Here is a 25,314-nt window from a genome sequence, read left to right as displayed (position 1 = left end):
TCAGTCACTCGAAGAGTGCGTCCATGTCTGCGTAGCTCCGGGTTCCGGCGAGGCCCGACCAGTTTCCGTCGCCAAGAACTTCGATTGCCAGCCTGGAGACCGTCGCGTAGGCGGCCCTTGCAGTGCTGCCGCCAATGCTGATTCGCCGCACACCGGCGTCGTGCAATTCTCCGGGCGATGGCGAACCCAAACCGGCCAGCGCATTGAGCGGCACGCTGATCCGCCGGGAAAGTTCGTGCAGGATATGGAGATCCACCAACCCCGGCACGAATATTCCGTCCGCCCCGGCCCGCTGATAGGCGTCCGCACGGCGCAGCGTTTCCTCATATGCAGTGTCCGGAAACTTTCCGGACCAATAGGTGTCCGTTCGCGCATTGATGAACAGTCCGACGCCCGCGTCCTCCGCAGTCTGCCTGATCAAGGCGATGCGCCGGGACTGTTCGGCGATCTCGCTCAGCGGTTGTTCCGCTGAGTCCTCGATATTGATCCCGACGGCGCCCGCGTCCAGCACCGCTCGAACCGTGGCCTTGAGTTCTTCGCCAGTACGCCCGTACCCTGTCTCGATATCCGCAGTCACGGGCAAGCGGGTGGCTTTGGCTATCCGCGACAGCGCTTCCATCGCGAGTTGCCGCGGAAGGTGGTCCCCGTCCCGGTACCCCAGGCTCCAGGAGACTGCCGAGCTGGAGGTGGCCACCGCCGTCGCTCCCGCTTCCTCGACCATCCGCGCAGATGCCGCATCCCACGCATTCACCAGAACCAACGGCGCATGCGGCACGGCATGGAGCTCGTGGAAGCGGAGGGCCTTGGATTCGAGTTCCGGATGCATCGTCATGGCTCTATTCCAGCCTTCCTCCGTCCGGACGTAAAGCGCTTCGCACCGCGATTTCCAAAATTAGGATGAAACATCCGTTGCTCAATTGGCAACTCCGGGGAGTATCCTGTCACTGTGACCCACGAAACATTGGATGCCGGGCCGGAGTTGCCCGCGGAAGCAATCGACGCAATAGAGCGAGCAGCAACTGCCGCCCACCGCCACGAGGAACTTTTCTCGGAGCGCGCCGCCAATATCAAGCAGTCCGCCGTGCGTGACGTCTTCGACATCTCAATGCGGCCGGGACTCGTCTCCCTCGCTGGCGGAAACCCCTACCTGCAGTCCCTGCCCCTTGAGAAGCTCGGGCAGACCGCCGCTCGCATCATCGCCGAAGAAGGCATGACGGCGCTGCAGTATGGAGGCGGGCAAGGCACTGAGGAACTGCGCACCCAGATTTGCGAGATCATGGCCGCGGAGGGCATCACGGACGCCCGGCCGGAGAACGTGGTGATCACCGCCGGTTCCCAGTCGGCCCAGGACGTGGCCACGAAGGTCTTCTGCAATCCGGGCGACGTCGTCCTCGTGGAAAACCCCACCTACGTAGGCGCACTGAATACCTTCGAGGCCTACCAGGTCCAAGTTGAGACAGTGGACATGGACGACGACGGACTCGTCCCGGAGCTCCTCGAAGCCAAGATCGCGGCGCTTCAGGCCCAGGGCAAGAACATCAAGTTCCTCTACACGATCCCCAACTTCAACAACCCTTCGGGGATCACGCTTGCCCCGGCGAGGCGTCAGCGCATCGTCGATATATGCCGCAATGCGAACATCTTGGTGCTGGAGGACAACCCCTACGGGCTTTTGCGCTTCGACGGCAACCCGCTGGCACCAATGCGGGCCGCGAATGAGCATGACGTCATATACATGGGCTCGTTCTCCAAGATCTTTGCCCCAGGACTGCGAATCGGTTGGGCCCTGGTACCCGAGCACTTGCAGCGGCGCTTCTATCTGGCCTCGGAAGCCGTGACCCTGTGTCCTCCCACCCTGAATCAGATGATCATCTCGGCATATCTTCGGGACTACGACTGGCGCGGGCAGATAGACACTTACCGGGCCCTGTACGAGGAACGCTGCAATGCCCTGCTGGTGGCGTTGGAAGAGCACATGCCTTCGGGCCTCAGCTGGACAAGGCCCGAGGGCGGCTTCTTCGTCTGGGTCACCTTGCCCGACGGCGTGGACACCTATCCGCTGCTCAAGAAGGCGATCGAGGCAGGGGTCGTGTTCATCCCCGGCGCGGCGTTCACGCACTCTGACGAACCATCCAACAAACTAAGGTTGGCTTTCAGCGCAGTGCCACCGGAGTCCATCGCCGAAGGCGTCCGCCGATTGGCACCGGTCTTGCAAGAAGCCATCGATGTCATCAGCAAAGGAGCAGATATATGAGCGGAATAGTCCTCGTCGGAGTCGACGGCAGTGTAACAGCGAGGCGGGCCGCCGATTCGGCAAAGAATCTGGCAACCGCACTGGGCGCGGAACTGCGCGTCATCACCGCTTTTGAAGGCGCTCACGTGGAGGTCGTCGAAAGCGGAGGCGACAAGTGGATCCTCTCCGACGCCGACGCCGCGGAGAAGGTAGCCAGCAAAGTGGCCGCGGAGCTCGCGTCCGATCAGTTGACCACAAGCTATGGAGCCGTCTTTGGTAAAGCCGGTGAGGCCTTGGTCAAGGAAGCCGAACGTGTGGGTGCCAAAGTGATCGTGGTCGGCAACCGCCGTATGCAGGGACTTGCCAGGGTTCTCGGCAGCGTTGCCAACACGGTGGCGCACAATGCGCCGTGCGACGTCTACATCGCCAAGACGGACGAAGCGTAAGCGACTCCCCGACCCCCGGGACTTTGACGGGGATCACGCGTTGTGGTGGGCGGTCTCACCCCGATTTCGGCCGTGCGGCTAGGATGCCGCCGGTAAAATTGAAGTGGCCCCCAAGGGCGCGAGCCGCCCATCACAACAACCCGTAGGGGATCCCTTTTGCTTACTCTGCAGCCGCGCCAACGCGTCGGACACGACATCCTGCTCGCGCGCCACGGCAACCACATCAGCTCCATGCGCTTCGACCGCGCAAATGACCGCATCGTGGCGCTTCTCGACGACGGCTCGGTAGACAGCGCTCCGAACATGATCTCCCCGCTACTCCAGATGCCGGAGACGTTCCGAAGCATCCTTCGCTCCGATTGGAAATTGTTGCTTGTGGTTGCTTCCGCCATGCTGGCCGTTGGAGCCCTGGCCATGGTGCTGTCATTTGGAATGATCGGCAGCATGAGCGACCAGCAGCTGCGCGACCTTGCGCTCAGCTACACGTCCTACTAGCCCAGCCAACCGCGCAGGACCCACCAAAGTCCCGCGATGAACACCCCGCCGAACAACGAGCCCGCGATGACCTGGCCGCGAGTATGGTCCCGCAGGACTACGCGGGACCAGCCGACGGCCGGAACCAGAAGCAGTAGCGGCAACCACGCGGGCCCGAACATGAGCGCCGCAATGACTGCGGCCGCGGAAATTGCCGAGGCATGACCGCTGATTTTCCACACAAGGCTGACTGCAGCCAACACCGTGATGCCGCCAATCAGTGCAAGGATCATCACTGAGACGCTGGTCGGGGCGTGGATGACGTTGAGGACCAACAGCCCCATGACCACGGACACGAGCGCAAGCATCAGCAAGGGCGCCCGCTCCTTGCGATCGCTGACATGGTGGTCGCTGAGTTTGCCGAGCCTCACCATGAGCAGGACGTAGGCCAGCGGCAACACGCACACAAAGAGCGCCCCAAGGACCCCGAACCATATTGTCCCCGGGAAACCCGGTTCCACCGCAGGGCTGATAAGCAGCAAGATGGACACGACGGCGGGCGGTTGGAAGACTTCAGTCAGGATCCGGGCAACACGGCGGCGGGCCGAGGAGGCAGGCCTTTCCGCCGGCAGGACGTTCCACTCGCTGCCCACGGCGCGGAGTTTCCCGCTCCCAACGCCGCGCTGCCCTCCCCCAATGCCGCGCTGTTCAGTCAAGCAGCAGCGCCGGTTCTTCGAGTATGGCTGCGACGTCGGCCATGAAGCGGGCGGAAAGGTCCCCGTCCACCACCCGGTGGTCGAACGAACCGCCAAGCGTTGTGATCCAGCGAGGGATGACTTCGCCGTCGAGCACCCAAGGCTTTTGCTTGATGGTGCCGAACGCGACGATTGCCACCTCGCCGGGGTTGATGATGGGTGTCCCGGTGTCAATGCCCAGGGCGCCAACGTTCGTGATGGTCAGCGAGCCACCCTGCATCTGCGCAGGCTGGGTCTTCCCCGCGCGTGCCGTGCTGGCTAGCTCGTTGAGCGCGAGGGCCAGTTCCTTGAGGGAAAGGTCCTGGGCATCCTTGATGTTCGGCACCATGAGCCCGCGCGGCGTAGCTGCAGCAATACCCAGGTTCATGTAGTGCTTGACGTGGATCTCCGCGCCGCCCTTGCCATCGGCGTCCTCTACCCAGGTCGCGTTAACGCTCGGGTTGCGTGCCGCGGCCCAAATCACGGCCTTGGAGAGAATCAGCAGCGGCGATACCTTGATGCCCTCAAAGTCCCTGGAGGCCTTGAGCCGCTTGACGAATTCCATGGTGCGGCTTGCATCGACGTCAACGAAGATACTCACATGCGGCGCCGTGAAGGCCGACTCCACCATGGCCTTGGCGGTAGCCTTGCGGACGCCCTTGACAGGGATCCGTTCCACTCGCTGATCCTGCGGTTTCTTGGACGCACCCCAGAACTTGTCTGCTTGGTCCACCTCGGCATCGCGCTGCGACTGGTAGCTGACCAAGTCCTCGCGGGTCACTTCGCCGCGGGCTCCCGTAGGAACGACGTCGGCCAGGTCAATCCCAAGTTCACGGGCGATCTTGCGCACGGGAGGCTTGGCCAGCACCCGGTTGACGAGGCCGCTGACAGTTGCACCAAGGCCGGTGAGACCCGGCGCCTGGCTTGCGGCTCCCTGGTTTACGGCTCCCTGGCTTGCGGCCGCGGGCTGCTGTTCGGCAAGGAGCGGCAGGGCCGGAGCAGTGGGCTCGACGACGGGTTCGACTACTGTTTCGACGACGGCGGGTGCCGTGCTCGCGGCCGCGGCGGCGGGTGCGGCGGTAGCGCCTTCCGGGCGCTTACGCGGCCGGCGCTTGACGGCGTCGGCCTTGGGACCGGAACCAACCAACGGGCTGGCGACCGGACCGGCGTCGGGCGTTCCCGGGTCTTCCGGCAGCTTGCCGTACATCGAGGCTTCAAAGGCCTGTTCGGCAGCAGGCGCGGCAGCAGGGGCGGGGGATGGCGCAGCGGCAGTCGGAGCCGCAGGCTGCGCGGCGAGCGGCGCAGCGGGTGCTGACGCGGGCGCTGCGTCGTCCGAGGCATTGTCCGAAATGCCGATAATCGCGGTGCCTACTTCAACCGTGATGCCTTCGGCGACGAGCAATTCCGCCACCGTACCGGCATACGGGGACGGCAATTCCACGAGGGACTTGGCGGTCTCGATCTCGCAGATGACGTCGTTGATGGCCACAGTGTCGCCGGGCTTGACCTTCCAGGAGACGATTTCCGCCTCAGTCAGGCCCTCGCCGACATCCGGCAGGTTGAATTTCTTAACAGTCACTTAGGTCCTCGATCTCGGCTGGCCCGTCCGCTTGGCGGCGGGTGCAATCAGGGGCGGCTAGTAGGCCAGGGAACGGTCCAGGGCTTCGAGGATCTTGTCGATGTCCGGCAAGTAGTCCTCTTCCACCTTCGCCACGGGATACGGCATGTGGAAACCGCCCACCCGGATAACCGGAGCCTCCAGGTGCAGGAAGGCACGCTCACTGATCCGCGCGGCGATCTCGCCGCCGATCCCCCCGAACGTCGGTGCTTCGTGCGCAACGATCAAGCGGCCGGTCTTCTTGACGGAAGCAGTGACAGTGTCGAAATCGATGGGGGAAATCGAGCGCAGGTCGATCACCTCGATGCTGTGCCCGTCCTCTTCCGCCGCCGCTGCGGCGGCCAGCGCGACCGGCACGAGCGGCCCGTAAGCCACGATGGTGGCGTCGGAGCCTTCGCGCAGGACGTGCGCCTGGAACGGGTCCGACGCCGGTCCCGCGTTCTCGGTATCCACCTCGCCCTTGAGCCAGTAGCGGCGCTTGGGCTCGAAGAAGATGACCGGGTCCGTGCAGTCAACGGCCTGCTGGATCATCCAGTAGGCGTCGTGGGCATTGGACGGAGTGATGATGCGCAGGCCGGCGGTGTGGGCGAAGAGCGCTTCCGGCGATTCTGAGTGATGTTCGATCGAGCCGATGCCGCCACCATAGGGAATGCGGATGACGACGGGAACAGTCAGCTTGCCGCCGCTGCGCGAGTGCATCTTGGCCAGTTGCGTGGTGATCTGGTTGAAGCCGGGGAACACAAAGCCGTCGAACTGGATTTCGCAGATGGGACGGTAGCCGCGCAAGGCCAGGCCTATTGCAGTGCCGACGATGCCGGACTCAGCCAGCGGGGTGTCCACTACCCGGTCTGCGCCGAACTCCTTGATAAGTCCGTCGGTCACGCGATAGACGCCGCCCAGCGGCCCGATGTCTTCCCCCATGAGCAAGGACTTCGGATTGTTGGTGAGCGACGCCCGGAGGCCTTCGTTGATGGCCTTGGCAATAGTCATGGTGGTCATCAGTTGCCCTCCCCCTCTTCCTCGTCGCCTTCGAATCCGGCGGAGTATTCCTCGAACCAAGCAAGTTCTTCGGCCACGAGCGGGTGCGGCTCGGCATAGACCCCGGCGAATGACTCACGGAAGTTAGGGCCCTGCAGACTTTGCGTGGTGCTGCGGACGTGTGCCGCGAGCTTGTCGCCGTCAACCTTGACTTGCTCAAAGAAAGCTTCGTCGGCCAAGCCCTCGCTACGGAGGTATTTCTCCAGGCGATCCAAGGGATCCTTGCCCCGCCAGGAAATCTCTTCGGCCGATTCGCGGTACTTCGTGGGGTCGTCCGCAGTGGTGTGGGCACCAACGCGATAGGTATATGCCTCGATGAGCACGGGACCACGGCCTTCGCGTGCATGCTCAAGCGCCCACTCGGTGACCGCATGGACGGCGATAACGTCATTGCCGTCCACCCGGATGCCCGGGAAGCCGTATCCCTTGGCCCGGTTGAACAAGGGAACCTTGGTCTGGACCTCAGTGGGGACCGAGATGGCCCAGTGGTTGTTCTGGCAGAAGAACACCACGGGAGCGTTGTAGGACGCCGCGAAGACCATGGATTCGTGAACGTCGCCTTCGGAGCTGGCACCGTCGCCGAAGTAGGCCACAACAGCAGCCTTCGGATCGTTGGAACCATTGGCTTCCGCGAGCTTCTGGTCGCGCTGGATTCCCATGGCATAACCAACTGAATGCAGCGTCTGGGCCGCAAGCACGAGGGTATAGAGGTGGAAGTTGTTCTCGGTGGGATCCCAGCCACCATTCGAAATTCCGCGGAACAGCTTCAGGAGTTCAGCCAGATCCACATCGCGGGTCAATGCAACGCCATGTTCACGGTATGTCGGGAAGATGTAATCCTGCCGTTGGGTAGCGCGTCCGGAACCGATCTGGGCGGCCTCCTGGCCGGTCAGGGGAACCCAAAGAGCCAGCTCGCCTTGGCGCTGAAGGGCCGTGGCCTCTTGATCGAAGCGGCGGACCTTGGCCATGTCGGCGTAGAAGCCCCGGAGCTGCTCGGGATCAAGGCGCTTGGCATAGTCCGAGAAGACGGGATCTGTCCCTAGCTTGCCGTCCGGCCCCAGCAGCTGGATCATCTCGGCGGCGGGATCGCTTGAAGCGCCTCCCGCAGGAGACTGCTGATCCAGTCCCGTTCCGTTGATCCCGGGGGTGGGCAATTGAGTTGCGCCCATTCCGTCTCCTTGCCTGCCGCAGCCCGATGCTGAGCAATATTCGCTGATATATGCCGATTCCGGAATGCATTCCGGAATCGGCATATCTTGGCTTTCGTCCCTTACTTTATCCGCAGTAAGGGACGCAGGGGCATTTGTTAACCGCTAGGAAGCCTGCGGCGCTTTTGTATAGGACGCACAGAGTTCCAGGAATCGAGTATTGGCCTCGACTTCTCCGATGCTGACCCGGACGCCTTCGTTGCCGAAGGCCCGCACGGACAACGCCCGCTCGCCTGCCAGTCCAGCAAATTCGGCGCTATTCTCTCCAAGATTCAGCCATACGAAGTTGCCTTGAGCCTCGGGCACGAACCATCCCAGCTCCCGGAGTCCTGCGGTAACCCGATCCCGCTCATCGACCAGGCTTTGTACCCTTTCAACAACCTGGTCGAAATTCTCCAAGGAAGTAATGGCGGCGCGTTCGGCAATCTGCGAGACGGCAAACGGCGTGGCAGTGACGCGCAGGTGCTGGGTGAGATCCGGACCGGAAACGCTGTATCCAACGCGCAGCCCCGCAAGGCCGTGAGCCTTGGAAAAGGTGCGGAGGACCACGACATTGGGGTACTTGCGGTACAACTTGATACCGTCCACGGCGTTCTCGTTCCTGACGAACTCCTGGTAGGCCTCGTCAATAACAACGACGACCCCGGACGGTACTGACTGGATGAACCGCTCGGTTTCCTCGGCGGTGAGGATGGGACCCGTGGGGTTGTTTGGCGTGCAGAGCAAAATCACCTTGGTGCGGACCGTGACAGCGGCCACCATGGCCTCGAGATCGTGGCGTCCGTCGGAAAGCAACGGGATCTGGACACTCTCGGCCCCGGCCAGCCCTACGCAGATGGGGTAGGCCTCGAAGGAGCGCCAGGCATAGATAACCTCGTCAGCCTTGCCGTCGTGGTTCTGTCCGGCGAAGGTGGAAAGGATCTGGTTCAGGGCTCCGAGGCTTCCGGCTCCAGTGACGACGTCGTCAGCGGGGATTCCCAGAAAGTCAGCGAGCGCCGTGCGCAGCTTGGTGGACAAGGGGTCCGGATACCGGTTGATGTCCGACTGATCAGCGATTGCCTGGAGCACCGCGGGAATCGGGGGTAGCGGGTTTTCATTGGAAGACAGTTTGTAACTGGTCAGGCCCTCAATAGCTACGGGAGGCTTGCCTGCAGCATATTTCGGGAGCCTGTCCACAACCGGGCGGGGACGCACGCCCTCCGGTGCGTTGTCAGAAGAATTCATGGCACCAGCCTACTTGCAGGGCTTCGGGCCATGCTGGCAAGCCCTCCGGCCAGCGCACGTAAAAGCCGGCGCATGTGAAAGCATGGGCATATGGGTTCATTCATTGTGCGCGTCCTGATCAACGGGCTGGCCCTCTGGGTTGCCAGCTGGATTCTGCCCGGGATGGATATTTCCACTTCGGCAACCACCAACGCAGTAAGCAACGCGGGGGTCACGCAAGGCAGCGACACCTTGGGCGTGGTTCTTGCCTATCTCTTCATCGGGCTCATCTTTGGCATCGTCAATGCCTTTGTCCGGCCTTTGGTCAAGTTGCTCTCCCTTCCGATCACAATCCTCACCCTCGGCCTGTTCACGATTGTCATCAACGCGGCCATGTTGTCCCTGACAGCCTGGCTCAGCAGCTACACGCCGGTACACCTCACCATCGACCGATTCTTCTGGACCGCGGTTCTCGCCGCGATCATCATCAGCCTGATCTCCATGGTGGCCAGCTGGATTCCGGGCGGCAACAGGCGGTAGAAAGCTTGCGCCAGCATGTTCGTCCACTTCCTCACCGCCCTCCCCGCGGGGTCCGGGGTGCTTCGCGGGTCAGCTTGAACCGGCTCACCCTGGCCGCTCCGCCAACGCCCAGTATCCCGCTCAGAGTGGCTGTGGAAGCGGCCAGTGAAGGATCGGAACTGAGCTGCACCAGCTTTGCCCCTTCCTCGTAGCGTGAGAGCCTGTGCGCCGGCCCAATGCCTTGGTGTTCGCCGGGTGCCAGGCTCACCGGATTGGTCATGGTCACGGTAACCCGGTCCTTGGTGTCCGGATTCGCTTTGCCGTCCGCACCGGGAACCCAATCGTGTTCGTGCTCCAAGTGCAGGCTCCCGATGCCGGCTTGCGGGGTGATCCCGCCAACGGGCGATCCAGCTGTCACCACAAACTTGAGGTCAAACTCGGCGAGGAACGCTTTGTCCTGGCTCAAGTTCATGGCATGGATTCCGCCCTGGCTGTGGCCGACTGCCACCACGGTTTCGCCGGCTGCGGCGCCTGCCTCGAGCAACGCCTGACGGATGGCCTTACTGGTTTCCGTCGAGTTGTAACCCAGCGCTTCGGCAATGCCGGCTTCGTCCAGTGGATTACTCCCTCCTGGCGGATTGCCCGGCTGAGTGCCCGGAATCAACACCACCCACGCCCGCTCTCCGTCCTTATCGACCTCCACCACTTCTATTTCGCCCTCTGAAGTCTCATCGACGAGTTGCAGTTCCCGGAGCATTCCTGCTGCCGACAGGTCCACGCTCTTGGTGGCCGTCTCTCCCCGGCTGACCGTAATAGGACGTGGCCTGAGGAAAGCCAATGCGGGGGCCGCCACGATGGCTCGCAGGACGGCGCCGACGTCAGTCAGCCCAACCATCGCCCCTGAAAGGTTGGCCGCGGCCGGGGGTAGCCCCATCATCAGCTCCAATATCCGGGTCACATCCCGGACGGCTCCTTCTGTGGCACCCCTGAAGCCAAAGTCCAGGAGATTCGGACCAGTCAGGAGGACTGGCATTCCCATGCCCATTCGCAATCTGATCGCCGCGTGTGATTCCGCAAACTCATATTCACGATGGCTTGCCCTGACATCGTTGCCAATCCGCTGAAGCTGTTCGCGGACCCGCCCAATGTCCCGGCCGCTCTCACCGACGGCAATGATGGCGTTGCTTCCACTCGTGTAGGACGAGGCCTGGTGCGGGAACAAGGCCACCCGGACCGCTTCAGCCTCCACTTCAATGTCCTGCAGTTGGCGCACCAGTCCGTCCAGCGCGGCTGCGCCGGCAAGCAGCTCTTCGAATTGGAAGTGGATTCCGCCTACACCGCCGCGGATCCGCAATGTGCCATCCGGCCCGGGTGTTCGAGGATGGGGAGGTCCACCCGCGCCGACAGGAGCGACCTCGGCCATCAGTAGCCAGACTGGGGGTCCAACGCCACATTCCGGGCATGGCGGAGCGTCGCTGCAGCGGCCTCGCGCAAGGCATCACGCCCCCGTCGAAGGGAGGCGGCCTGCAAAGCCAAAGTGGTCCGGTAGGCGCGGCCGGCTGGCGACTCCCATTGCTCGAGTTGCAACTGCGCCAGCCTGGCAAGAGCGGCGTCGGCGTGGTCGGCGCAGAGGCCTATCCGCCATCCGAGCTTCTTGATTTCCGCGCCCCGTGAAATACATTGCTGCGAATCCAGATCCGTTCCTCCAGCCGCCATAAGAATGCCGCTCAAGACGTTGCCCTCCTCTGTGTCCATCGATGTTGTGGCACCGACGCTACGTTGTGCTCCGGTGGCGTGGAACCGACGTGATCGGTTATGTGGATAACCTGCGGGAAACACCGCAGTGCAGCGGAAGTCACGGTGTTATGCACATAGAGAAGTCCCGCTTAATGGCGCGAGCCGAGTTCATGAAAGAATTGCCCCATGCCTGAAACCGTCGCCGCCGCTGTTACCCGTACGCCCTCTGGACGCCTGGCTCTCGCCGCGTCGCCGGAGCCGATCGCCCTGGGCCCGCTGGACGGCCGGTACCAGTCCGCCGTCGCTCCCCTGGTCGACTACCTGTCCGAGGCCGCCCTCAACCGCGACCGCGTGGCCGTCGAGGTCGAGTGGCTCATCCACCTGACCAGCAACAACGTACTTCCTGGCGCCGGCCCCCTGACCACCGAACAGCAGGAGAAGCTGCGCGCCATCGTCACCGAGTTCGACGCCGCTTCGGTCACGGAACTCGCTGAAATCGAAGCCGTCACAGTCCACGACGTCAAGGCCGTTGAGTACTACATCGGCCGCCGCCTCCCCGCGGTCGGTATCGAGAACCTGACCGCGATGGTGCACTTCGGCTGCACATCGGAGGACATCAATAACCTCTCTTATGCCTTGGGCGTCAAGGGTGCCATCGAAGATGTGTGGCTCCCTGCTGCCAGCGCCTTGGTGAAGCAGATCGAAGCGATGGCCGAGGAGAACCGCGCCGTCCCGATGCTTTCCCGCACGCACGGCCAGCCGGCCACTCCCACCACTCTTGGCAAGGAACTGGCAGTCATCACGCACCGCCTGAGCCGCCAGCTGGACCGCGTTTCCAAGACCCAGTACCTGGGCAAGATCAACGGCGCTACCGGCACGTATGCTGCGCATGTCGCTTCCGTTCCCGGTGCCGATTGGCAGGCCGTAGCCCAGTCCTTCGTTGAGGGCCTGGGACTGACATGGAACCCGCTGACCACCCAGATCGAGAGCCACGACTGGCAGGCCGAACTCTATGCCGACGTCGCCCGCTTCAACCGCATTCTGCACAACGTCTGCACGGACATCTGGAGCTACATCTCCATTGGCTACTTCCGCCAGATCCCGATTGCTGGCGCCACCGGCTCCTCCACCATGCCGCACAAGGTCAACCCGATCCGCTTCGAAAACGCCGAGGCCAACCTGGAGATCTCCAATGGGCTGTTGGACACTCTGGGCGCCACGCTGGTTACCTCACGTTGGCAGCGAGACCTCACGGATTCCTCCTCGCAACGCAACATCGGCGTCGCATTCGGGCACTCGCTCCTTGCAATCTCGAACGTCGCCAAGGGACTGAAGGCCCTGGACGTTGCCGAGGATGTACTGGCGGCCGACCTCGACACCAACTGGGAAGTCCTGGGCGAGGCCATCCAGATGGTCATGCGCGCCGAGGCCATCGCCGGCGTTGAGGGCATGGAGAACCCGTACGAGCGACTCAAGGACCTCACCCGCGGTCAGCGCGTCAATGCCGCCCGGATGCAGGAGTTCGTCTCGAGCCTGGGATTGTCTCCCGAAGCCGAGGCACGCCTCCTGGCACTTACTCCGGGCAAGTACACCGGTATCGCGGACCAGTTGGTGGACCACCTGAAGTAGGACGCGGCGCTGCGGAAACGGTGGCATCCGTTCGACGGCTGGCGAGGGCATGGAGCGCTTGCCCGCCGTCGGAGTCCCAATTGCTGTCGGCGGTCAGACCTGACTTGGCTCATTTGTTTAGTGCATGAGTTTTGGTCTTGAGGATGGCTTGCTGCCCGGCAAGGGATGACGGACGCGAAGGTCTTGGTGTGCCGTTGATCGCAATGGTCGCTGAGCGCACGGGCCGGAACTGTTTGATGACGTTGGCCACCGCGAGCCCTGTCCGGGCTTGGCGCGCAGGTCTGCCTTGCTCATCCGGAAGGATCCCTCGACGTGCCAGAGCTCGTGATAGGAGCCGACGAGACCGCTGCGGTCCCGTCGCGACGGGTCGTTCCAGTGGTATGTCGACAGGGCGTCCTCTATGGTCTCGCCGCCGTTGCCCTGGCCGTGACGAGACGGATCGTTGGTGACGTAGGCATGCACCGTGACCGGGACTCGCCACCTTCCGGGCCGTGATCAAGATCAGATGTCCCGAAGGCGCCGAGCTGCGGGATGGTCGCCACCAGCCGCAGTGGACACACTGGCGACACGAGGTGCACAGCGCAAACGTGACGCGTGGGAGTGGGAAGTCTGAAAACGGAAGACCCTCTTCGGGAGGGGTCTCCTGTGTATGTTGTGCTTATGGATCCTGAAACAATTCGGATGATAGTTCCTGCTGGCGCTGGCATTGTTGGCGCGTTGCTCGGTTCGGGGGTGACGGGATGGATCAACGTTAAAAACGCCGAAGCGGCACGCGAGTCCGAGCGGGAAATGTGGGCGCTGCGCACCACCCATGAACGCGCCGAGGCTCTTCGCGCTGACAAGAGGGAGTTGTACGTCCGATTTCTCACAACCTTGGCCGAAAACACTAGCGCTATAGTCCTACCTACGTTCGATTACTCTCTCATCCATGATGAGCAACTCCTTCTTGAGAACCAAAAGATCATGACAGCAGCACTTACGACCCTCACCCTATTGCCCGGGACCAGAGAAGCTACGCAGGCCCTGAGCGATGCCCGCATCGCGCAATCCCATTTGCTGGACGTAGTCGATGACTGGAAAACCGGTAGCCGACAAAGCCGCGAGGTCATCGAGTCAGCCAACGCGGAACTCAATCAGCGACTTGCAGAGGCGGTCGTCGTGGTGCGAAACGACATGGCCTTGCCAGTCTTGTAGGTTTTGGGCATAGATGAGCTGATCAAGCAGGGCCAATGATGGTGGCTCCTCCTTCCCCTCGTGACAGAATTCTTCGCACTGGTCGGTATCTGGCTAGGTGCCAAGTTGGGCAAGGCCACAGAACACCGGCAGTGGCTCCGCAATGAAAAAATGCGGATCTACATGGAGTATGTGGAAGCCGCAACGCCATTCATGACGCCTCGCGAGGCAGGCTCAAGCGAAGCCAACAAGAGCTTCGGGGAATGCCTTGGCACTCTCAGCAACGGCGCAGCTGAGTTCATTGCGTCTCATGATGTCAGGAGAGCACCAACTCGCTTCCAGGAAGCAGATAGCCTTCGAAGTCGTCTCAGATACGTCAGGCCTCCCGAATGGCGGAGCGGTCTCCTGTGTATGTTGTCCTCATGGACTTCTGGATCCCGCTACTCGGAGGCGCTCTCGGTGCCGCATTGATCAATGGCATCTTGGCGCTGTACAAGCTGCGACGGGACCGTGAGGTCGAGCACGACCAATGGCTTCGCAACGAAAAACGTGATGTCTATCAGGAGTACCTGAAGTCCGGAAACTATCTCTCCCGGTTTGTGAGTCTCGTTCCTGAACGGTGGCACCTGATGAAAGACGACATGAAAATGCACGTCAAAATTCTGCTGTCGGATGACATAGACTTCTTCGTCCCGAAGCACTTAGACGCGCCTCTTAGGGCATTTGGCGCTGCCGTCACCAATGCCTTCGCGTACGAAGAGAGGACCACTGAAGGTCTCACTCGAGAGCAGGCACGCGAAGACTTCGAAGAGGCTTACCAGATCCTTCGCAAAGCGATGCGGAAGGATCTCGGGATCAAAGACTAGCTAAACATGGGTCTCCAAATATCACGACCACCACGGAAATGTCCCCCCGCTGGTGCTGTCGGGTTGGAATCACCAGTTCGCGATCGGGCCGCTGTACTTGCCCGCGGCGCCCCCAGCCTCGGTGCGTTTCACGGTCGCATAACTGGCCGGGACCCGGCCCAAGTCCCGCAGGACCCTGCCGGCATCCAGCAGCGAGGCCGGTTCCACGACCCGCTGACGACCGCGAACATACGCGGCAATCTGCACTGCCGTCGCCCCGGAAGCTGTCCGAACCCGCCTGATGGACACCACATCAGCGACACTAGAACAAATCCCCTTAGTGCGTGAAAAAGCACCAATCCGAACACATCACGCAGGTCACAGCCCCGGGTAGCCATGAGACAAGGACGCGTGAGCCAAGTCAGGTCAGAGGGAGGCGAGCCGAGTGGCCTCCATGTGCGTGTTCAGGCGAGCCGCCTGGTCGCCGGTCAGATGGTCTTTTAGCAGGCGTCTGGCCTGGAAGACGTCGGACACCATTTGACGAACTACTTCGAGCCCTTGGTTTTCGTCAATTTGCATGAGACTCCAATAACGCGCGAAATGCTCTGGCCCAATGGCATCAAATCGCTTCTCACCACCAATATTGAGTCCCAGATTATCGTTTTTGAGATACAAAACCGTTGGAACGATGTCATATGCGGGAGTGAGGGAAGGTGTCTTACCGTCTGAATACAGCACTGCCCAATTCTTTAAGTGCGCATCACCATTGCCAATTAGTATATTGAAAACAACTCTTTTAATTACTTCGAGTCCCGCTTGCTGACCGCGAGAGCTGACGCAATACGGCCAATGCCTTCGAAGTTGGATTTCTCATATTTCTCGCGGGGTCTACCGCTACTGATATCCATTATCTGTCCAAAGTGTTCGACATGAATACGCCTAGAAGGGCCACTTCTATCGAATCTCGGAATGAGCAAAGCTGTATCAGTCCCATCTAGCTCAGCTGGGAGGCCATCGACGTCGGAAATCGAAACCAAATCGGAAGAAACGACATTAAGGCCGACCGCGCGGCCAAGCTCCATGACCGCATGCTCACTCTCTGGTACCCGCGCAAAGCCAGGACGCAAATCCGGCAGTTTGAGAATGTAGTCTCCTGCGGCGTCCCTTGCCGGAACCGTCAAACCGGCTCCGGTTCCCAATACGGAGTATTTCATCTGGACACCCGCCAGGCTAAACTTCAATTCAGGCGGCATTGAGTCGGAGTCTTGCAACCTGTCTTCCCACTCTCCTGGTTCGGCCGATTCCACCCTGCGGTCCGGAAGTACGCGAACTGCTCCTGGAAGGTCCGTGGCGCCCAGCCCACGTAACATTGGAAACTCACGAACTTCGGGAATTCCCAGTTTTCCAGCCACCTGAGTCCTAAGAAATCCCTCAGGCAGCAAATGAGAAAACCATCCGGGTAAGGACACGTTAGTCTTGCGATACGTTCCAGCACGTCCCTTTTCCTCGAAGACCTGTCCAAGCACGTGGCGGTCCGGGTCACTCCAGTAGGAGTCCTCAAAGGTGAACCAGTTAACGTCGGAACTGTTGAAAAGAGTGCCGACCCTTGACCAGTCGCCGTCAGGTCCTTGCAATTCGACCCTCAGTGACTCATTGGAAGATCGCTTCATACCTCAGTCCGCTACCAGTAGGGAAGAAAGCGGCGGCCGGAGAGAAAGACCTTCATCAACTCGAACCGCCAGGAACTTCTCAGCATGCGCCCTTATTCGCAATCGCCTCGCTTCAATCATTGCCGGATCGTCTCCATGTATGTCGTCAATCGTAAGGAAGTGGCTTTGCAGGTCCACCGGACTCTGCATGGCACGGACATCACCCCATTCTTTCAACCAAAATGATCTATTCCCGACATCTTGGCGAGGCCCGGCAGTTAGAGAACCAACCGCACCCGTTCCATACCGGTTCAACAGATCACCAATGTCAATTGGGCGCCCATGTGGGTCAACTGGACTTAGGTCCGCCATCGCAAGTAGCACGAGCCGGGACGATGCCTTATCGGTGGCGAACTTCTCTTCCTCGATTGACCGCATTCCTGCTTTGTCAAGTAATCCATACAAAGACAGGAGATCCTGATAGGCGTCCAATTGTGAAGGCGAGCCATGCGTTCTGGGGCTAATTAAGCTTATAGCCTTTCGCAAGATCGGGGTCTGTCCACCAGTTCCTGTCCCGATGCCAAAGATCCAAGACCGCCATATCCATGTTTCAAGAAGTCGGGCGTTCCATGGGTCCAATTCAGGATGCCGATGAAGGAAAACAGCTAAGACAGGCAGCGGAAGTGTGTTCGGTAGAAGCAGCGCATGCGGAACACCAATCCCCCGCATAAAGTCAACTGCCCGGGTGAGCGCATCTTCTGCCTTCTGGTACCATTCATCAGGACTCTCGTCGGAACGAAACTCGGCATGAATGTCTCGCATCACATCGCCACCACGGATTCCGAGCAGGGTTTGCAGAACTCGATTCTCATCAACTTGACCAAAGCCAAGTGCCGCAATTGAATCGACGACCGCTCTGGGACTAGCCCATTCATCGCTGCCGGCAAAGAGGGCGTGGAATATCTGAGACCGCGTAATCGGCCGGCCCGCACTGTTCACACGGTCGAATACTTCACGAAGCACGGACTCGTCTTGTTCCGGAACAACATATACCGGGACTTTGTAGTCTCGAATCGTGCCGCCAAGGTCATCCACAATATCGAGATCCTCATCGGTGAGATCATCACCGTTTTCCCGAAGCCACGACAGCAAAGCCTTCGAGCTCAGTATTTCCGTCACCGGGACGGACCGAGAAGGCTGTCGCCCGTTGATAAGGCCGGAGAACCTTCGCTTCTCAATGTCAAAGAAGATTTGGAACCGTGGATCCTGCAGCGCAAAATCACGTACAAGACTCGCGATCAGCGTAGTGACCCGCTGCTGTCCATCTACAACGATAAGTCCACCGTTGTGCGCTTCGGCGTCAATCCAAATCGGACCAAATTGTGCGCGATCCTTTTTGACGGGTTTTTTCCAAAGGAGTAATGTGCCAATCGGAAACCCTCGGTAGATGCTATCGAACAGTTTGACGACGTCTCCCGCGTCCCACACGAATGAACGCTGAAAATGCGGGATACGCATCTGACCGCTGCGGGCGAGATCAATTATCGTACCCACGCTCCACGCCTCGGTTCGGGACGCAGTTGTTACAGATGGGTCATTCCGAGATTCCATGCTTCATGCTACAACGGCGTCTTGCTCCGCTCTCGCCCACTGATCCACTCTGCATCCAACGATCCAGGCGCTTGAGCTACCGAACGAACGGCGTGTCGGCCCGGCGCTTGGCTGCCGTGCCTGATTGGCTGAAAGTCACCGGGTCGAAATGCCGCATGGACCCTGCGTTTCCGAATCGATGTAAGGAATTGTGTCAGCATGAGGCTCATACTTATCCGCCACGGGCAAACCCCCGGAAACGTCTTGGGGCAATTAGACACGGCGTTTCCCGGTCCGGGACTGACTGAACTCGGCGAACGTCAGGCCGCTGCGCTCCCCGGGTCTCTTGCCAACGAGGACATCACGGCTATCTATGCATCCACGCTGATCCGCACCCAATTGACGGCCGCCCCGCTTGCAAAAGCCCTTGGGCTTGAGGCCACGGTATTGGACGGCCTGCAGGAGATTGAGGCCGGTGCTTTGGAGAAGCTCACCGACCACGAATCGCACCACCGGTACATGAGCACCGTTTTCGCCTGGACCGACGGTGAACTGGACGTCCGCATGCCGGGAGCGGGTGACGGCCACGAATTCTTCGCCCGCTACGACGCTGCCATTGCCAAGGTGGCAGCGGCAGGCGACGAAACCGCCGTCGTGGTCAGCCACGGTGCCGCGATCCGCTGCTGGGCAGGTCGCCGTGCCGTGGATGTTGGCCGCGAATTCGCCGCCACCCACCAGCTCCAGAACACCGGAATCGTGGTGCTCGAAGGCGAACCCGAGATCGGCTGGCGCCTGCTGCACTGGGACCAAAGCCCCGTAGGCGGGCTTGCTCTGGCCGACCGGACGGTCGAAGATCCCACCGGCGACGCCGTCGAATAGCGGCTGCTTGAGGCCAATCCCGCCGCCCCGGTATTTCTCCGGACGCTTACGCGTAGGAAACACCGCGGTAACCCCCGCTTCTTAGGCTTGATTTGCATAACCCCCTCCGGCGAAAGAGGTTCCGATGCAGACCAATCCGCGGCTCAACATCAGACAGGTCACCTGGGCTAACCCGGTGGGTGCAGACCTCCGCGCAGCGCAGCAAGCGGAACTGGACGCACGCTTCGGCAACTCAGACCATGAGCCCGGACCCGCACCATCGGAAGCTGATACCGCCGTCTTCGTTGTCGCCTACGAAAAGTGCTCGGGCCAGCCCCTGGGTTGCGGAGGGCTAAGGATTCTGGACGCCGAAACCGCGGAAATCAAGCGTCTATACGTTGTCCCGTACGCCAGGGGCTCAGGAGTGGCCAGCTCTATCCTTGCCGCGCTGGAAGCGCAGGCACATGCCCACGGTTTCAGCGTGATCACGGCGGAAGCGGGGTCGGCCCAATCGGACGGGCGCAGTTTCTACGAGAGCGCCGGCTTCGCCGCAGTGCCCAACTTCGGCCCCTACATTGGTGTCAGCCACTCGCAGTGCTATGCCAAGCCGATCGATTCGCACAGCGCCTCGCACACGGCGATGGCCTAAGGACGCCCTCCGGATCTCCCCGGGCTGCGTCACTCCGAATCAATCCAGGCCGCGTCCGCCTTGCCCCAGATGTGCCCGATTCAGGGCTTCGATTTCTTCATCGCTCAGGTCGTCAAAGCTCTTGGCCTCGTGTTTGTCGCTACGGGAGAACCGGACGAACATGAGGATGATGAGGGGAAGATCAACGATCTCAGCGAGGAACCACATCAGGTCTCCCGCGAGTTGCTGGTCGCGCAGGGGTGAGGGGAACCAGCCTGGCTGATTGCCCAAAACCGACGTGGCGCCGTCGAGAATTCCCGGGCTGAGCCGCATCAGGACCCCGGGAACTGCGTCGGCGAGCAGCTCAATAAATACAAAGATGAACTCGACCACAATGAGCGATGAGGTGCGTCCTGCGCCGTCTTCCATGATCGGTACGGTCATGAGCAGTCCCATGACGGGCACCAGCAAAGTCAGGATGACGTCGGCGGCGGGGTTGGTCCGAAGCACGTAGAAGAACGGGGTCAGGAACACTGTGAACATGGCGAGCCCCAGAAGCGCCGCCACGAGCGTGTTGCTGAGCATGCGAACGAGCCGGTGCCCGAGGACCGCTTCCACCCTCGCCGAGCCCACAGGGCCAAGGGTTCGCCTTGCAAGTGTTAGAGGCTTGCCCAGGCCAATCAACAGCGGGACGACAAACAGATAAGACGTCACCTTGAGGGTGAATGCCCACCGCAGATCGTGACTGTAGGTGCCCGGGAATCCAAAGCTCAGGGCCGCGAAACTACCCAGGCCAAGGGCGAAGAAGGCAATAGAGTTCCACAACGGCCAGCGGATATCCCGGCGCTTGGCAGCAACCAGGCCTTTTGAATACAGGGCGACTGCGGCAATAAGAATGACCAGGGCAGGCCAGTTCATTGACCAGGCGCCCAGCACGGCGTTCAACGGTGGCATGGTCAGTGGTCCACGTCGGAAGGCCGGGCGCCGAGCCCAGCGCTACGGTGGGTTTTGTCGATCTTCATGGTGTTCCTCCAGCGCGTTCCCGGTGTGCCGCATGGTGCGCGAATCGGCGTGTCGTGTTGTGCCCTGAACCGGGTGCACCGTATCCATGTTACGGAGTCGCGCCGAGCATGGCACGCAGCAAGGAGACGCGGGCGCCCGGCCTCGGCTAATCTCGCATTATGGAAAAGGCTGACATCACGTTCCGGACCCGCAAATGGATACGTCCGGAGGACCTCAACGCCAACGGCACCCTGTTCGGTGGAAGCCTGCTGAAATGGATCGACGAGGAAGCGGCAATCTATGCAATCCTCCAGCTTGGAAACGGCCGCGCCGTCACCAAGTACATCTCCGAAATCAACTTCGTCAGCTCGGCCGTCCAAGGCGATCTAGTGGAGATGGGCCTGACCGCAGTCCGCTTCGGCCGGACGTCACTGACCATGCGCGCGGAGGTGCGCAACATGATCACCCGCGACAGCATCCTGACCATCGAGGAAATCGTGTTCGTCAACCTCGGGCACGACGGCCGGCCGGAACCGCACGGCTACACGGAAATCACCTATGACCGCGACCGCATCCCCACGCACCACCTGACGCAAGCGCTCCAAGAGGACTGAGCGCCCGACGTCGGGCCCTCCTAAAGCGTCCGGCCCTCCCAAAAGCTTTATCCCCCGGAAACGGGTGCTGGCGGCCGCGAAATTCGCGGCCGCCAGCTTGTATTTCCAGCGACGGGAGTGACGTCACTGGAATTTTGGGGCGCCCAGGACGGGCGCGGCGCCTCGAAAGAGGCTGTGGTCAGCGCCTGTCGAAGGTGAGACCGCCGGGGACCTGGAACGTTGGCATGAGTTCCAGCATGCCCACGTTGACGTGGCGCGGGGTTTCGATGGCGTAGTCGAGGGCGTTGACGATGTCGTCAGTGGTCAGCGACTCGTAGCCTTCGTAGTAGGTCTTCCACGCCTCTTCCATGGCTTCAGGCGTCCCGCCCATGTTCCGGCCGAAGATCTCGGTTTCCACCCGACCGGGGCAGATCTCCGTCACGCGGATGCGCTTGCCGACGGTGTCGTTCCTGAGCTGGCGGGAGATCTGGTGCACGGCTGCCTTGGTGGCGTGGTAGACCGTGTGGCCGTAGAAGTTGTAGAGGCCTGCGATGGAGCTGATGTTGATGATGTGGCCTAGGTCGCGCTCCACCATGCCCGGCAGGACCAGTCTCGTGAGTTGGAGCAGGCCGCGAAGGTTGACGTCGATGAGCTCGTCGATGTCCTGCTCGGATGAGTCAAGGAGGTTGCCGGGCCGCGAAACTCCGGCGCAGTTGACCAGGACGTCGACCTTCAGTTCGCTCACGACGGCGGTCAGGGCCGCTGTGTCGGTCAGGTCAACTACGTGCGGGATAGCACCCGTACGATCGGCCAGTTCGCTGAGGCGTTCCTCGTTGCGGGCCACGGCGTGAACGGTCAGGCCTCTTTTGGCCAGGCGCTCCGTGATCGCGGCACCCATACCGGTTGACGCTCCGGTGACGAGGGCGGTGTTGTAGTCGGAAAAAGACATCGGTTCTCCAAAAAGTGGGGCTGGAAGGCACGAAGTGTGCCCGGAGGTCAGCGGCGCCTAAGCGTCGCGCAGGGGCTCGTGGGCCCGGTCCTTGACCGTGCTCACGGCTGCAAGCGTGCCGAGGGCCGTGATGACTGCGTAGAAGGCTGGCATGTAGATGTTGCCCGTGCTGCTGATGAGCCAAGTCATCAGCAACGGAGCCGTTCCGCCGAAGAGCGCGGAGGAGATGTTGTAGCCGAGGCCGTAGGCGGAATACCGAACCCGGGTGGGGAACAGCTCAACGATCAGGATGTGGATGACGGCCGTGTGGCCGGCGAAGACGATGGCCATGATGGAGGCGCCAAGGATAGCCAGGCCCATGTTTCCCGTTGCGATGAGGGCGTAGGACGGGATGCCCAGGATGGTCATGGCGATGGCGGAGCCGGCGATGACCTTCTTACGGCCGATGCGGTCAGACAGGGCACCCATGAAAGGAATGGCGATGCAGATGACAACCAGGCTGCAGGCGGTGATGAACAGCGCCTCGCCGATGGTGAAGTTCAGCTGCTTGCCCTTGAGGAACGTAGGCATGTAGGAGAACAGGACGTAGTAGCCGGAGCCGTTCATGAGCGGGATGAAGAGGGCCAGAACCATGGCACGGCGGTGCTCAGCGGACTGGAAGGCTTCCTTGAGCGGGTTCTTGGAAAGGCCGCCCTCTTCCTTGAGCTTTGTGAAGTTGGGGGTGTCGCTGATGGCCTTACGGATGTAGAAGCCGATGACGCCCATGGGAATGGCGACCAGGAACGGGACGCGCCAGGCGAAGGAGCCGAAGCCGCCGCCGTCGATTGCAGCTTGGGTGAGCCACGGAGACATGGAGAACGCCACAAGGGTGCCGGTGAGCAGTGCTGCGAACGAAGCGATCTGAGCGTAGGAGGTGATGATGCCGCGCTTGCCCTCGGGGGCGTGTTCAGCGAGGAAGGTCATAGCGCCGGCGGCTTCGCCGCCAACCGAGAAACCCTGCAGGAGCCGCAGGAGGACGAGCAGTATTGGCGCCGCGATGCCGATGGCCGCATACGTGGGCAGGACCCCGATTCCGGCGGTGGCAATACTGATCAGCAGAATGACGAAGACCAGTAGCTTTTGCCTGCCTATCCGGTCGCCCAGATAGCCGCAAACAACCGCGCCAAGGGGCCGGACGAAGAACGACACTGCGTAGCCGGCGAACACGAACAACAGGGCGTTGTCCGGGTTGCCCGGGGCAAGGAACACCAAGGCAAGTGTTCCGGCCATGAACGCGAAGATGCCGTTGTCATAGAGTTCCACGAAGATGCCAACGCAGCCTGCGGTGACAACCTTGCGCGTTTGACGGCTTGTGAGCCGTCCATGCTGCACTTGTGCAGCGTTGGTGTTAGCGGTCATGACATTTCCTTCTTGATATTGAGCGTAGCAACGACTATTGGTTCTGACGACAGGTTTTTAGCTGCATGCCGCAACCGGGAGGTCCTGCCACTGGGGTCGGCATCCAATGCCAAGTAGTCCGAAGACTGTGTTGACGGATTCGCGGAGGGTTTCAAGCTGCGCCCGCGAGCGCCGGTGGGCGGAAGTTGCCTCCGCCACTGTTGTTTTCCTGAAGTGGACCCTGTCGCCCGGGCGGGCTTGGGCAAGGACATCCAGGCCATTACTGGTGACCACCGCAAGGACCGGATAGCCGGCCGTGACGCCGCGTCCCCGATGGAGCACCAGCAACTCTTCCCGGGAAGGAACCTCGACGGCGCCCACCGGCACCCCGCGTGAAAGCACTTCACCACTTGTGGTTCTTTCCGGAAGTTCGCCGCCGAGCCTCAGGCCGATGTGATTGCTCCGGCCACTCACGGCGTATTCCGACGTGAAGAGCAGCTCGGCGGAATCGCCAAACTCGGCGACATCCGGACCGTCGGTCACATCGACCATCAGTTCCTGCCCCATGCTCGGCCGTTCAAGACCAAGCCGGAAGAGCGGAAGGTCGAAGTACGGTTGGCGAACAGGGCCCACGCTGCGGCGGGTCAGGAGTGTGGTTCCTTCCTTGAGCTGCAGGCCGAAGCCCACAACGGTGTCCGGAGCGCAACTTCCCAGCAAGGTAGGTACCTCCACGGAGCCGTGGACGGCCAGGTAGGCACGGAGGCCCCGGTTGATTCCCCGGATGGCCACCGTCTCGCCAGCACGGACCGAAACCGGCTCCCACTGGCTGCACGGGCGCCCTCCGACGGTGAGTGTCAGCGGAGCCCCCGTGACTGCGATCAGGATGTCGGAGTGCGCTTTCATCCTGAAGTCGAGGGCCGTGATCTCCACCAGGGGATCGTTGTCCAGGTTGCCGGCCAGGATGTTGGCGGCCCGGGCCGAATACTGGTCCAGGGCGCCGTTGACAGGAAGTCCAAAGCGGGGTCCACGGAACCGGCCAAGGTCAGTGACCACGGCGTTGCCGGGTTGCTGGATGAGGATCTGTCCGCTCATGGCCTTGGTTCCAGTTCCTTGCCGACGTAAGAGTCGAACTCTCCGGCCTCGATATGACGGAACCGGAGAATGTCTCCTGGCTTGTAAGGGACCAGTGGTTCACGGCGAATATTCAGGACGGTCAACGGGGTCTGGCCGATGACGCACCAACCACCCGGCGCAGACGCGGGTGCGATGACGGCTTGGCGTCCTGCGACGGCGACTGCCCCTGCCGGGACACTGAGTCGCGGATCCTTGAGACGCGGCACGGGCTTGGGGAACGCGGGGCCGTCCATCATGGGCGAGCCGGCCGGCGCCCCCAGGCAGCGAACGGTGTAGGTCTTTTCGGTGTGGAGGCGGATGACTTCCTCGGTGGAGATGCCCTGGTACTCGGCTACCTTCTCCAGGTCGGGACCATATTCGCCTCCGTACACCACGGGAACATCAAATTCACGGGGTGCCGCTTCGGTGCCGGCGGACCGGGCCATTTCGAGGAGTCCCAGCTTCACGAACGCGCGCACCTGGCGGGCCGACACCAGGACGGGATCGAATTCCACCAGCACGGAATCGTAGGTGGGTACCGCTCCGTGAAGGCCCTCGGCTCCACAGCCCTCCAGCCAGTCAGCAAGACGGTGGACCGTGAGCCAGTTGTCCTCGCTTGCTTCGGAAAGGGCGACGACGCGCAATGCGGAGTCTCCGGATTCGTAGATCTCGGTGGGAGCCGCAGTGAGAACGGACAT

The 25,314-nt window shown here is 61.4% G+C and carries 25 protein-coding genes and 2 pseudogenes; 10 read left to right on the top strand and 17 right to left on the bottom strand.

Features of this window, described 5'->3' with window-relative positions; all coding sequences use genetic code 11:
- Positions 1-4: 4 nt before the first annotated feature.
- Positions 5-832 carry an isocitrate lyase/PEP mutase family protein gene (locus NFJ07_RS09645; RefSeq protein ID WP_269993907.1) on the bottom strand — a complete coding sequence of 276 codons (828 nt, stop codon included), beginning with the start codon at positions 830-832 and terminating at the stop codon, positions 5-7.
- A 114-nt stretch (positions 833-946) separates the two neighbouring features.
- Here NFJ07_RS09645 and NFJ07_RS09640 point away from each other — a divergent pair, with 114 nt between their 5' ends.
- The 3 genes from NFJ07_RS09640 (at position 947) to NFJ07_RS09630 (ending at position 3,174) form a co-directional block, all read left to right on the top strand.
- A complete protein-coding gene (locus NFJ07_RS09640; RefSeq protein ID WP_269993906.1) occupies positions 947-2,254 on the top strand; it encodes an aminotransferase-like domain-containing protein in 1,308 nt (435 codons plus the stop codon).
- The gene (locus NFJ07_RS09635) at positions 2,251-2,679 is read left to right on the top strand and encodes a universal stress protein (RefSeq protein ID WP_269993905.1); all 429 of its coding nucleotides are present in this window, start codon (positions 2,251-2,253) and stop codon (positions 2,677-2,679) included. The genes NFJ07_RS09640 and NFJ07_RS09635 overlap by 4 nt, the downstream gene beginning before the upstream one ends.
- Positions 2,680-2,835: 156 nt before the next feature.
- On the top strand, positions 2,836-3,174 hold the full coding sequence (locus NFJ07_RS09630; RefSeq protein WP_113990649.1) for a hypothetical protein: 339 nt from the start codon (positions 2,836-2,838) through the stop codon (positions 3,172-3,174).
- Here the strand turns inward: NFJ07_RS09630 and NFJ07_RS09625 are convergent.
- The 5 genes from NFJ07_RS09625 to NFJ07_RS09605 all read right to left on the bottom strand — a co-directional run bounded on the left by NFJ07_RS09625 (position 3,171) and on the right by NFJ07_RS09605 (position 8,975).
- Entirely contained in the window at positions 3,171-3,785 is a 615-nt protein-coding gene (locus tag NFJ07_RS09625; protein ID WP_269993934.1) for a phosphatase PAP2 family protein, read from the bottom strand. The genes NFJ07_RS09630 and NFJ07_RS09625 overlap by 4 nt on opposite strands.
- A gap of 76 nt (positions 3,786-3,861) precedes the next feature.
- The gene (locus NFJ07_RS09620) at positions 3,862-5,466 is read right to left on the bottom strand and encodes a dihydrolipoamide acetyltransferase family protein (protein WP_269993904.1); all 1,605 of its coding nucleotides are present in this window, start codon (positions 5,464-5,466) and stop codon (positions 3,862-3,864) included.
- A gap of 57 nt (positions 5,467-5,523) precedes the next feature.
- A complete protein-coding gene (locus NFJ07_RS09615) occupies positions 5,524-6,504 on the bottom strand; it encodes an alpha-ketoacid dehydrogenase subunit beta (protein WP_269993903.1) in 981 nt (326 codons plus the stop codon).
- Complete coding sequence (gene pdhA, locus NFJ07_RS09610; RefSeq protein ID WP_269993902.1) at positions 6,504-7,712, bottom strand: pyruvate dehydrogenase (acetyl-transferring) E1 component subunit alpha; 1,209 nt, start codon at positions 7,710-7,712, stop codon at positions 6,504-6,506. The genes NFJ07_RS09615 and pdhA overlap by 1 nt, the downstream gene beginning before the upstream one ends.
- 144 nt (positions 7,713-7,856) lie before the next feature.
- The gene (locus NFJ07_RS09605) at positions 7,857-8,975 is read right to left on the bottom strand and encodes a histidinol-phosphate transaminase (RefSeq protein WP_269993901.1); all 1,119 of its coding nucleotides are present in this window, start codon (positions 8,973-8,975) and stop codon (positions 7,857-7,859) included.
- A 90-nt stretch (positions 8,976-9,065) separates the two neighbouring features.
- Here NFJ07_RS09605 and NFJ07_RS09600 point away from each other — a divergent pair, with 90 nt between their 5' ends.
- Complete coding sequence (locus tag NFJ07_RS09600) at positions 9,066-9,494, top strand: phage holin family protein (RefSeq protein ID WP_269993899.1); 429 nt, start codon at positions 9,066-9,068, stop codon at positions 9,492-9,494.
- 31 nt (positions 9,495-9,525) lie between these two features.
- Here NFJ07_RS09600 and NFJ07_RS09595 read toward each other — a convergent pair whose 3' ends face one another.
- Both NFJ07_RS09595 and NFJ07_RS09590 read right to left on the bottom strand, forming a co-directional pair.
- Positions 9,526-10,896: a hypothetical protein gene (locus NFJ07_RS09595; RefSeq protein ID WP_269993896.1), complete on the bottom strand. Its 1,371-nt coding sequence runs from the start codon at positions 10,894-10,896 to the stop codon at positions 9,526-9,528.
- The gene (locus tag NFJ07_RS09590; protein WP_269993894.1) at positions 10,896-11,204 is read right to left on the bottom strand and encodes a hypothetical protein; all 309 of its coding nucleotides are present in this window, start codon (positions 11,202-11,204) and stop codon (positions 10,896-10,898) included. The genes NFJ07_RS09595 and NFJ07_RS09590 overlap by 1 nt, the downstream gene beginning before the upstream one ends.
- A gap of 192 nt (positions 11,205-11,396) precedes the next feature.
- On the opposite strand from NFJ07_RS09590, the gene purB reads away from it, so the two are divergent.
- Positions 11,397-12,839, top strand: a complete 1,443-nt coding sequence (gene purB / locus NFJ07_RS09585) for an adenylosuccinate lyase (protein ID WP_269993892.1) — start codon at positions 11,397-11,399, stop codon at positions 12,837-12,839.
- A 109-nt stretch (positions 12,840-12,948) separates the two neighbouring features.
- Here the strand turns inward: purB and NFJ07_RS26030 are convergent.
- Positions 12,949-13,181 (bottom strand): annotated as a pseudogene (locus tag NFJ07_RS26030) (IS1634 family transposase); the annotation flags it as partial.
- A 318-nt stretch (positions 13,182-13,499) separates the two neighbouring features.
- Here NFJ07_RS26030 and NFJ07_RS09580 point away from each other — a divergent pair.
- Positions 13,500-14,033, top strand: coding sequence for a hypothetical protein (locus tag NFJ07_RS09580; RefSeq protein ID WP_269993891.1), 534 nt, complete (start codon positions 13,500-13,502; stop codon positions 14,031-14,033).
- A 401-nt stretch (positions 14,034-14,434) separates the two neighbouring features.
- Positions 14,435-14,878 carry a hypothetical protein gene (locus tag NFJ07_RS09575; RefSeq protein ID WP_269993890.1) on the top strand — a complete coding sequence of 148 codons (444 nt, stop codon included), beginning with the start codon at positions 14,435-14,437 and terminating at the stop codon, positions 14,876-14,878.
- 69 nt (positions 14,879-14,947) lie between these two features.
- On the opposite strand, the gene NFJ07_RS09570 is transcribed toward NFJ07_RS09575, so the two are convergent.
- The 3 genes and pseudogenes from NFJ07_RS09570 to NFJ07_RS09560 form a co-directional block, all read right to left on the bottom strand.
- Positions 14,948-15,169 (bottom strand): hypothetical protein, encoded by a 222-nt coding sequence (locus tag NFJ07_RS09570; protein WP_269993937.1) that lies wholly within the window; start codon positions 15,167-15,169, stop codon positions 14,948-14,950.
- 114 nt (positions 15,170-15,283) lie between these two features.
- Positions 15,284-16,527, bottom strand: a pseudogene (locus tag NFJ07_RS09565) (type II toxin-antitoxin system HipA family toxin).
- Positions 16,528-16,530: 3 nt separating this feature from the next.
- Positions 16,531-18,060, bottom strand: a complete 1,530-nt coding sequence (locus NFJ07_RS09560) for a DUF262 domain-containing protein (protein ID WP_269993888.1) — start codon at positions 18,058-18,060, stop codon at positions 16,531-16,533.
- 255 nt (positions 18,061-18,315) lie between these two features.
- On the opposite strand from NFJ07_RS09560, the gene NFJ07_RS09555 reads away from it, so the two are divergent.
- Together NFJ07_RS09555 and NFJ07_RS09550 are read left to right on the top strand one after the other, a co-directional pair.
- Entirely contained in the window at positions 18,316-18,975 is a 660-nt protein-coding gene (locus NFJ07_RS09555; RefSeq protein ID WP_269993886.1) for a histidine phosphatase family protein, read from the top strand.
- A gap of 124 nt (positions 18,976-19,099) precedes the next feature.
- Complete coding sequence (locus tag NFJ07_RS09550) at positions 19,100-19,603, top strand: GNAT family N-acetyltransferase (RefSeq protein WP_269993884.1); 504 nt, start codon at positions 19,100-19,102, stop codon at positions 19,601-19,603.
- 39 nt (positions 19,604-19,642) lie between these two features.
- Here NFJ07_RS09550 and NFJ07_RS09545 read toward each other — a convergent pair whose 3' ends face one another.
- The gene (locus tag NFJ07_RS09545) at positions 19,643-20,536 is read right to left on the bottom strand and encodes a cytochrome c oxidase assembly protein (protein WP_269993882.1); all 894 of its coding nucleotides are present in this window, start codon (positions 20,534-20,536) and stop codon (positions 19,643-19,645) included.
- Between the two features lie 227 nt (positions 20,537-20,763).
- Here NFJ07_RS09545 and NFJ07_RS09540 point away from each other — a divergent pair, with 227 nt between their 5' ends.
- On the top strand, positions 20,764-21,198 hold the full coding sequence (locus NFJ07_RS09540; RefSeq protein WP_078107214.1) for an acyl-CoA thioesterase: 435 nt from the start codon (positions 20,764-20,766) through the stop codon (positions 21,196-21,198).
- A gap of 178 nt (positions 21,199-21,376) precedes the next feature.
- On the opposite strand, the gene NFJ07_RS09535 is transcribed toward NFJ07_RS09540, so the two are convergent.
- The 4 genes from NFJ07_RS09535 to NFJ07_RS09520 are packed head-to-tail and all read right to left on the bottom strand — an operon-like array spanning position 21,377 to position 25,314.
- On the bottom strand, positions 21,377-22,126 hold the full coding sequence (locus NFJ07_RS09535; RefSeq protein ID WP_269993881.1) for an SDR family oxidoreductase: 750 nt from the start codon (positions 22,124-22,126) through the stop codon (positions 21,377-21,379).
- 57 nt (positions 22,127-22,183) lie between these two features.
- Positions 22,184-23,524: an MFS transporter gene (locus NFJ07_RS09530; protein ID WP_269993880.1), complete on the bottom strand. Its 1,341-nt coding sequence runs from the start codon at positions 23,522-23,524 to the stop codon at positions 22,184-22,186.
- A 57-nt stretch (positions 23,525-23,581) separates the two neighbouring features.
- A complete protein-coding gene (locus NFJ07_RS09525) occupies positions 23,582-24,595 on the bottom strand; it encodes a biotin-dependent carboxyltransferase family protein (protein WP_269993879.1) in 1,014 nt (337 codons plus the stop codon).
- Positions 24,592-25,314, bottom strand: coding sequence for a 5-oxoprolinase subunit B family protein (locus tag NFJ07_RS09520; RefSeq protein ID WP_269993878.1), 723 nt, complete (start codon positions 25,312-25,314; stop codon positions 24,592-24,594). Before NFJ07_RS09520 ends, NFJ07_RS09525 begins: the two co-directional genes overlap by 4 nt.

The sequence above is a fragment of the Arthrobacter sp. B2a2-09 genome, from assembly GCF_027587375.1.
Taxonomy (GTDB): Bacteria; Actinomycetota; Actinomycetes; order Actinomycetales; family Micrococcaceae; genus Arthrobacter.
Note: the sequence above shows the minus strand (reverse complement) of the source record. Positions and strands in the feature narration are given on the sequence as shown.

What these genes read in the sequence shown, in the direction of transcription:
- NFJ07_RS09645 (WP_269993907.1), bottom strand. Translation starts at nt 832, where the DNA reads ATGACGATGCATCCGGAACTCGAATCCAAGGCCCTCCGCTTCCACGAG.
- NFJ07_RS09635 (WP_269993905.1), top strand. Translation starts at nt 2,251, where the DNA reads ATGAGCGGAATAGTCCTCGTCGGAGTCGACGGCAGTGTAACAGCGAGG.
- NFJ07_RS09615 (WP_269993903.1), bottom strand. Translation starts at nt 6,504, where the DNA reads ATGACCACCATGACTATTGCCAAGGCCATCAACGAAGGCCTCCGGGCG.
- pdhA (WP_269993902.1), bottom strand. Translation starts at nt 7,712, where the DNA reads ATGGGCGCAACTCAATTGCCCACCCCCGGGATCAACGGAACGGGACTG.
- NFJ07_RS09605 (WP_269993901.1), bottom strand. Translation starts at nt 8,975, where the DNA reads ATGAATTCTTCTGACAACGCACCGGAGGGCGTGCGTCCCCGCCCGGTT.
- NFJ07_RS09600 (WP_269993899.1), top strand. Translation starts at nt 9,066, where the DNA reads ATGGGTTCATTCATTGTGCGCGTCCTGATCAACGGGCTGGCCCTCTGG.
- NFJ07_RS09595 (WP_269993896.1), bottom strand. Translation starts at nt 10,896, where the DNA reads ATGGCCGAGGTCGCTCCTGTCGGCGCGGGTGGACCTCCCCATCCTCGA.
- purB (WP_269993892.1), top strand. Translation starts at nt 11,397, where the DNA reads ATGCCTGAAACCGTCGCCGCCGCTGTTACCCGTACGCCCTCTGGACGC.
- NFJ07_RS09580 (WP_269993891.1), top strand. Translation starts at nt 13,500, where the DNA reads ATGGATCCTGAAACAATTCGGATGATAGTTCCTGCTGGCGCTGGCATT.
- NFJ07_RS09575 (WP_269993890.1), top strand. Translation starts at nt 14,435, where the DNA reads ATGGACTTCTGGATCCCGCTACTCGGAGGCGCTCTCGGTGCCGCATTG.
- NFJ07_RS09555 (WP_269993886.1), top strand. Translation starts at nt 18,316, where the DNA reads ATGAGGCTCATACTTATCCGCCACGGGCAAACCCCCGGAAACGTCTTG.
- NFJ07_RS09550 (WP_269993884.1), top strand. Translation starts at nt 19,100, where the DNA reads ATGCAGACCAATCCGCGGCTCAACATCAGACAGGTCACCTGGGCTAAC.
- NFJ07_RS09545 (WP_269993882.1), bottom strand. Translation starts at nt 20,536, where the DNA reads ATGCCACCGTTGAACGCCGTGCTGGGCGCCTGGTCAATGAACTGGCCT.
- NFJ07_RS09540 (WP_078107214.1), top strand. Translation starts at nt 20,764, where the DNA reads ATGGAAAAGGCTGACATCACGTTCCGGACCCGCAAATGGATACGTCCG.
- NFJ07_RS09535 (WP_269993881.1), bottom strand. Translation starts at nt 22,126, where the DNA reads ATGTCTTTTTCCGACTACAACACCGCCCTCGTCACCGGAGCGTCAACC.
- NFJ07_RS09530 (WP_269993880.1), bottom strand. Translation starts at nt 23,524, where the DNA reads ATGACCGCTAACACCAACGCTGCACAAGTGCAGCATGGACGGCTCACA.
- NFJ07_RS09525 (WP_269993879.1), bottom strand. Translation starts at nt 24,595, where the DNA reads ATGAGCGGACAGATCCTCATCCAGCAACCCGGCAACGCCGTGGTCACT.
- NFJ07_RS09520 (WP_269993878.1), bottom strand. Translation starts at nt 25,314, where the DNA reads ATGTCCGTTCTCACTGCGGCTCCCACCGAGATCTACGAATCCGGAGAC.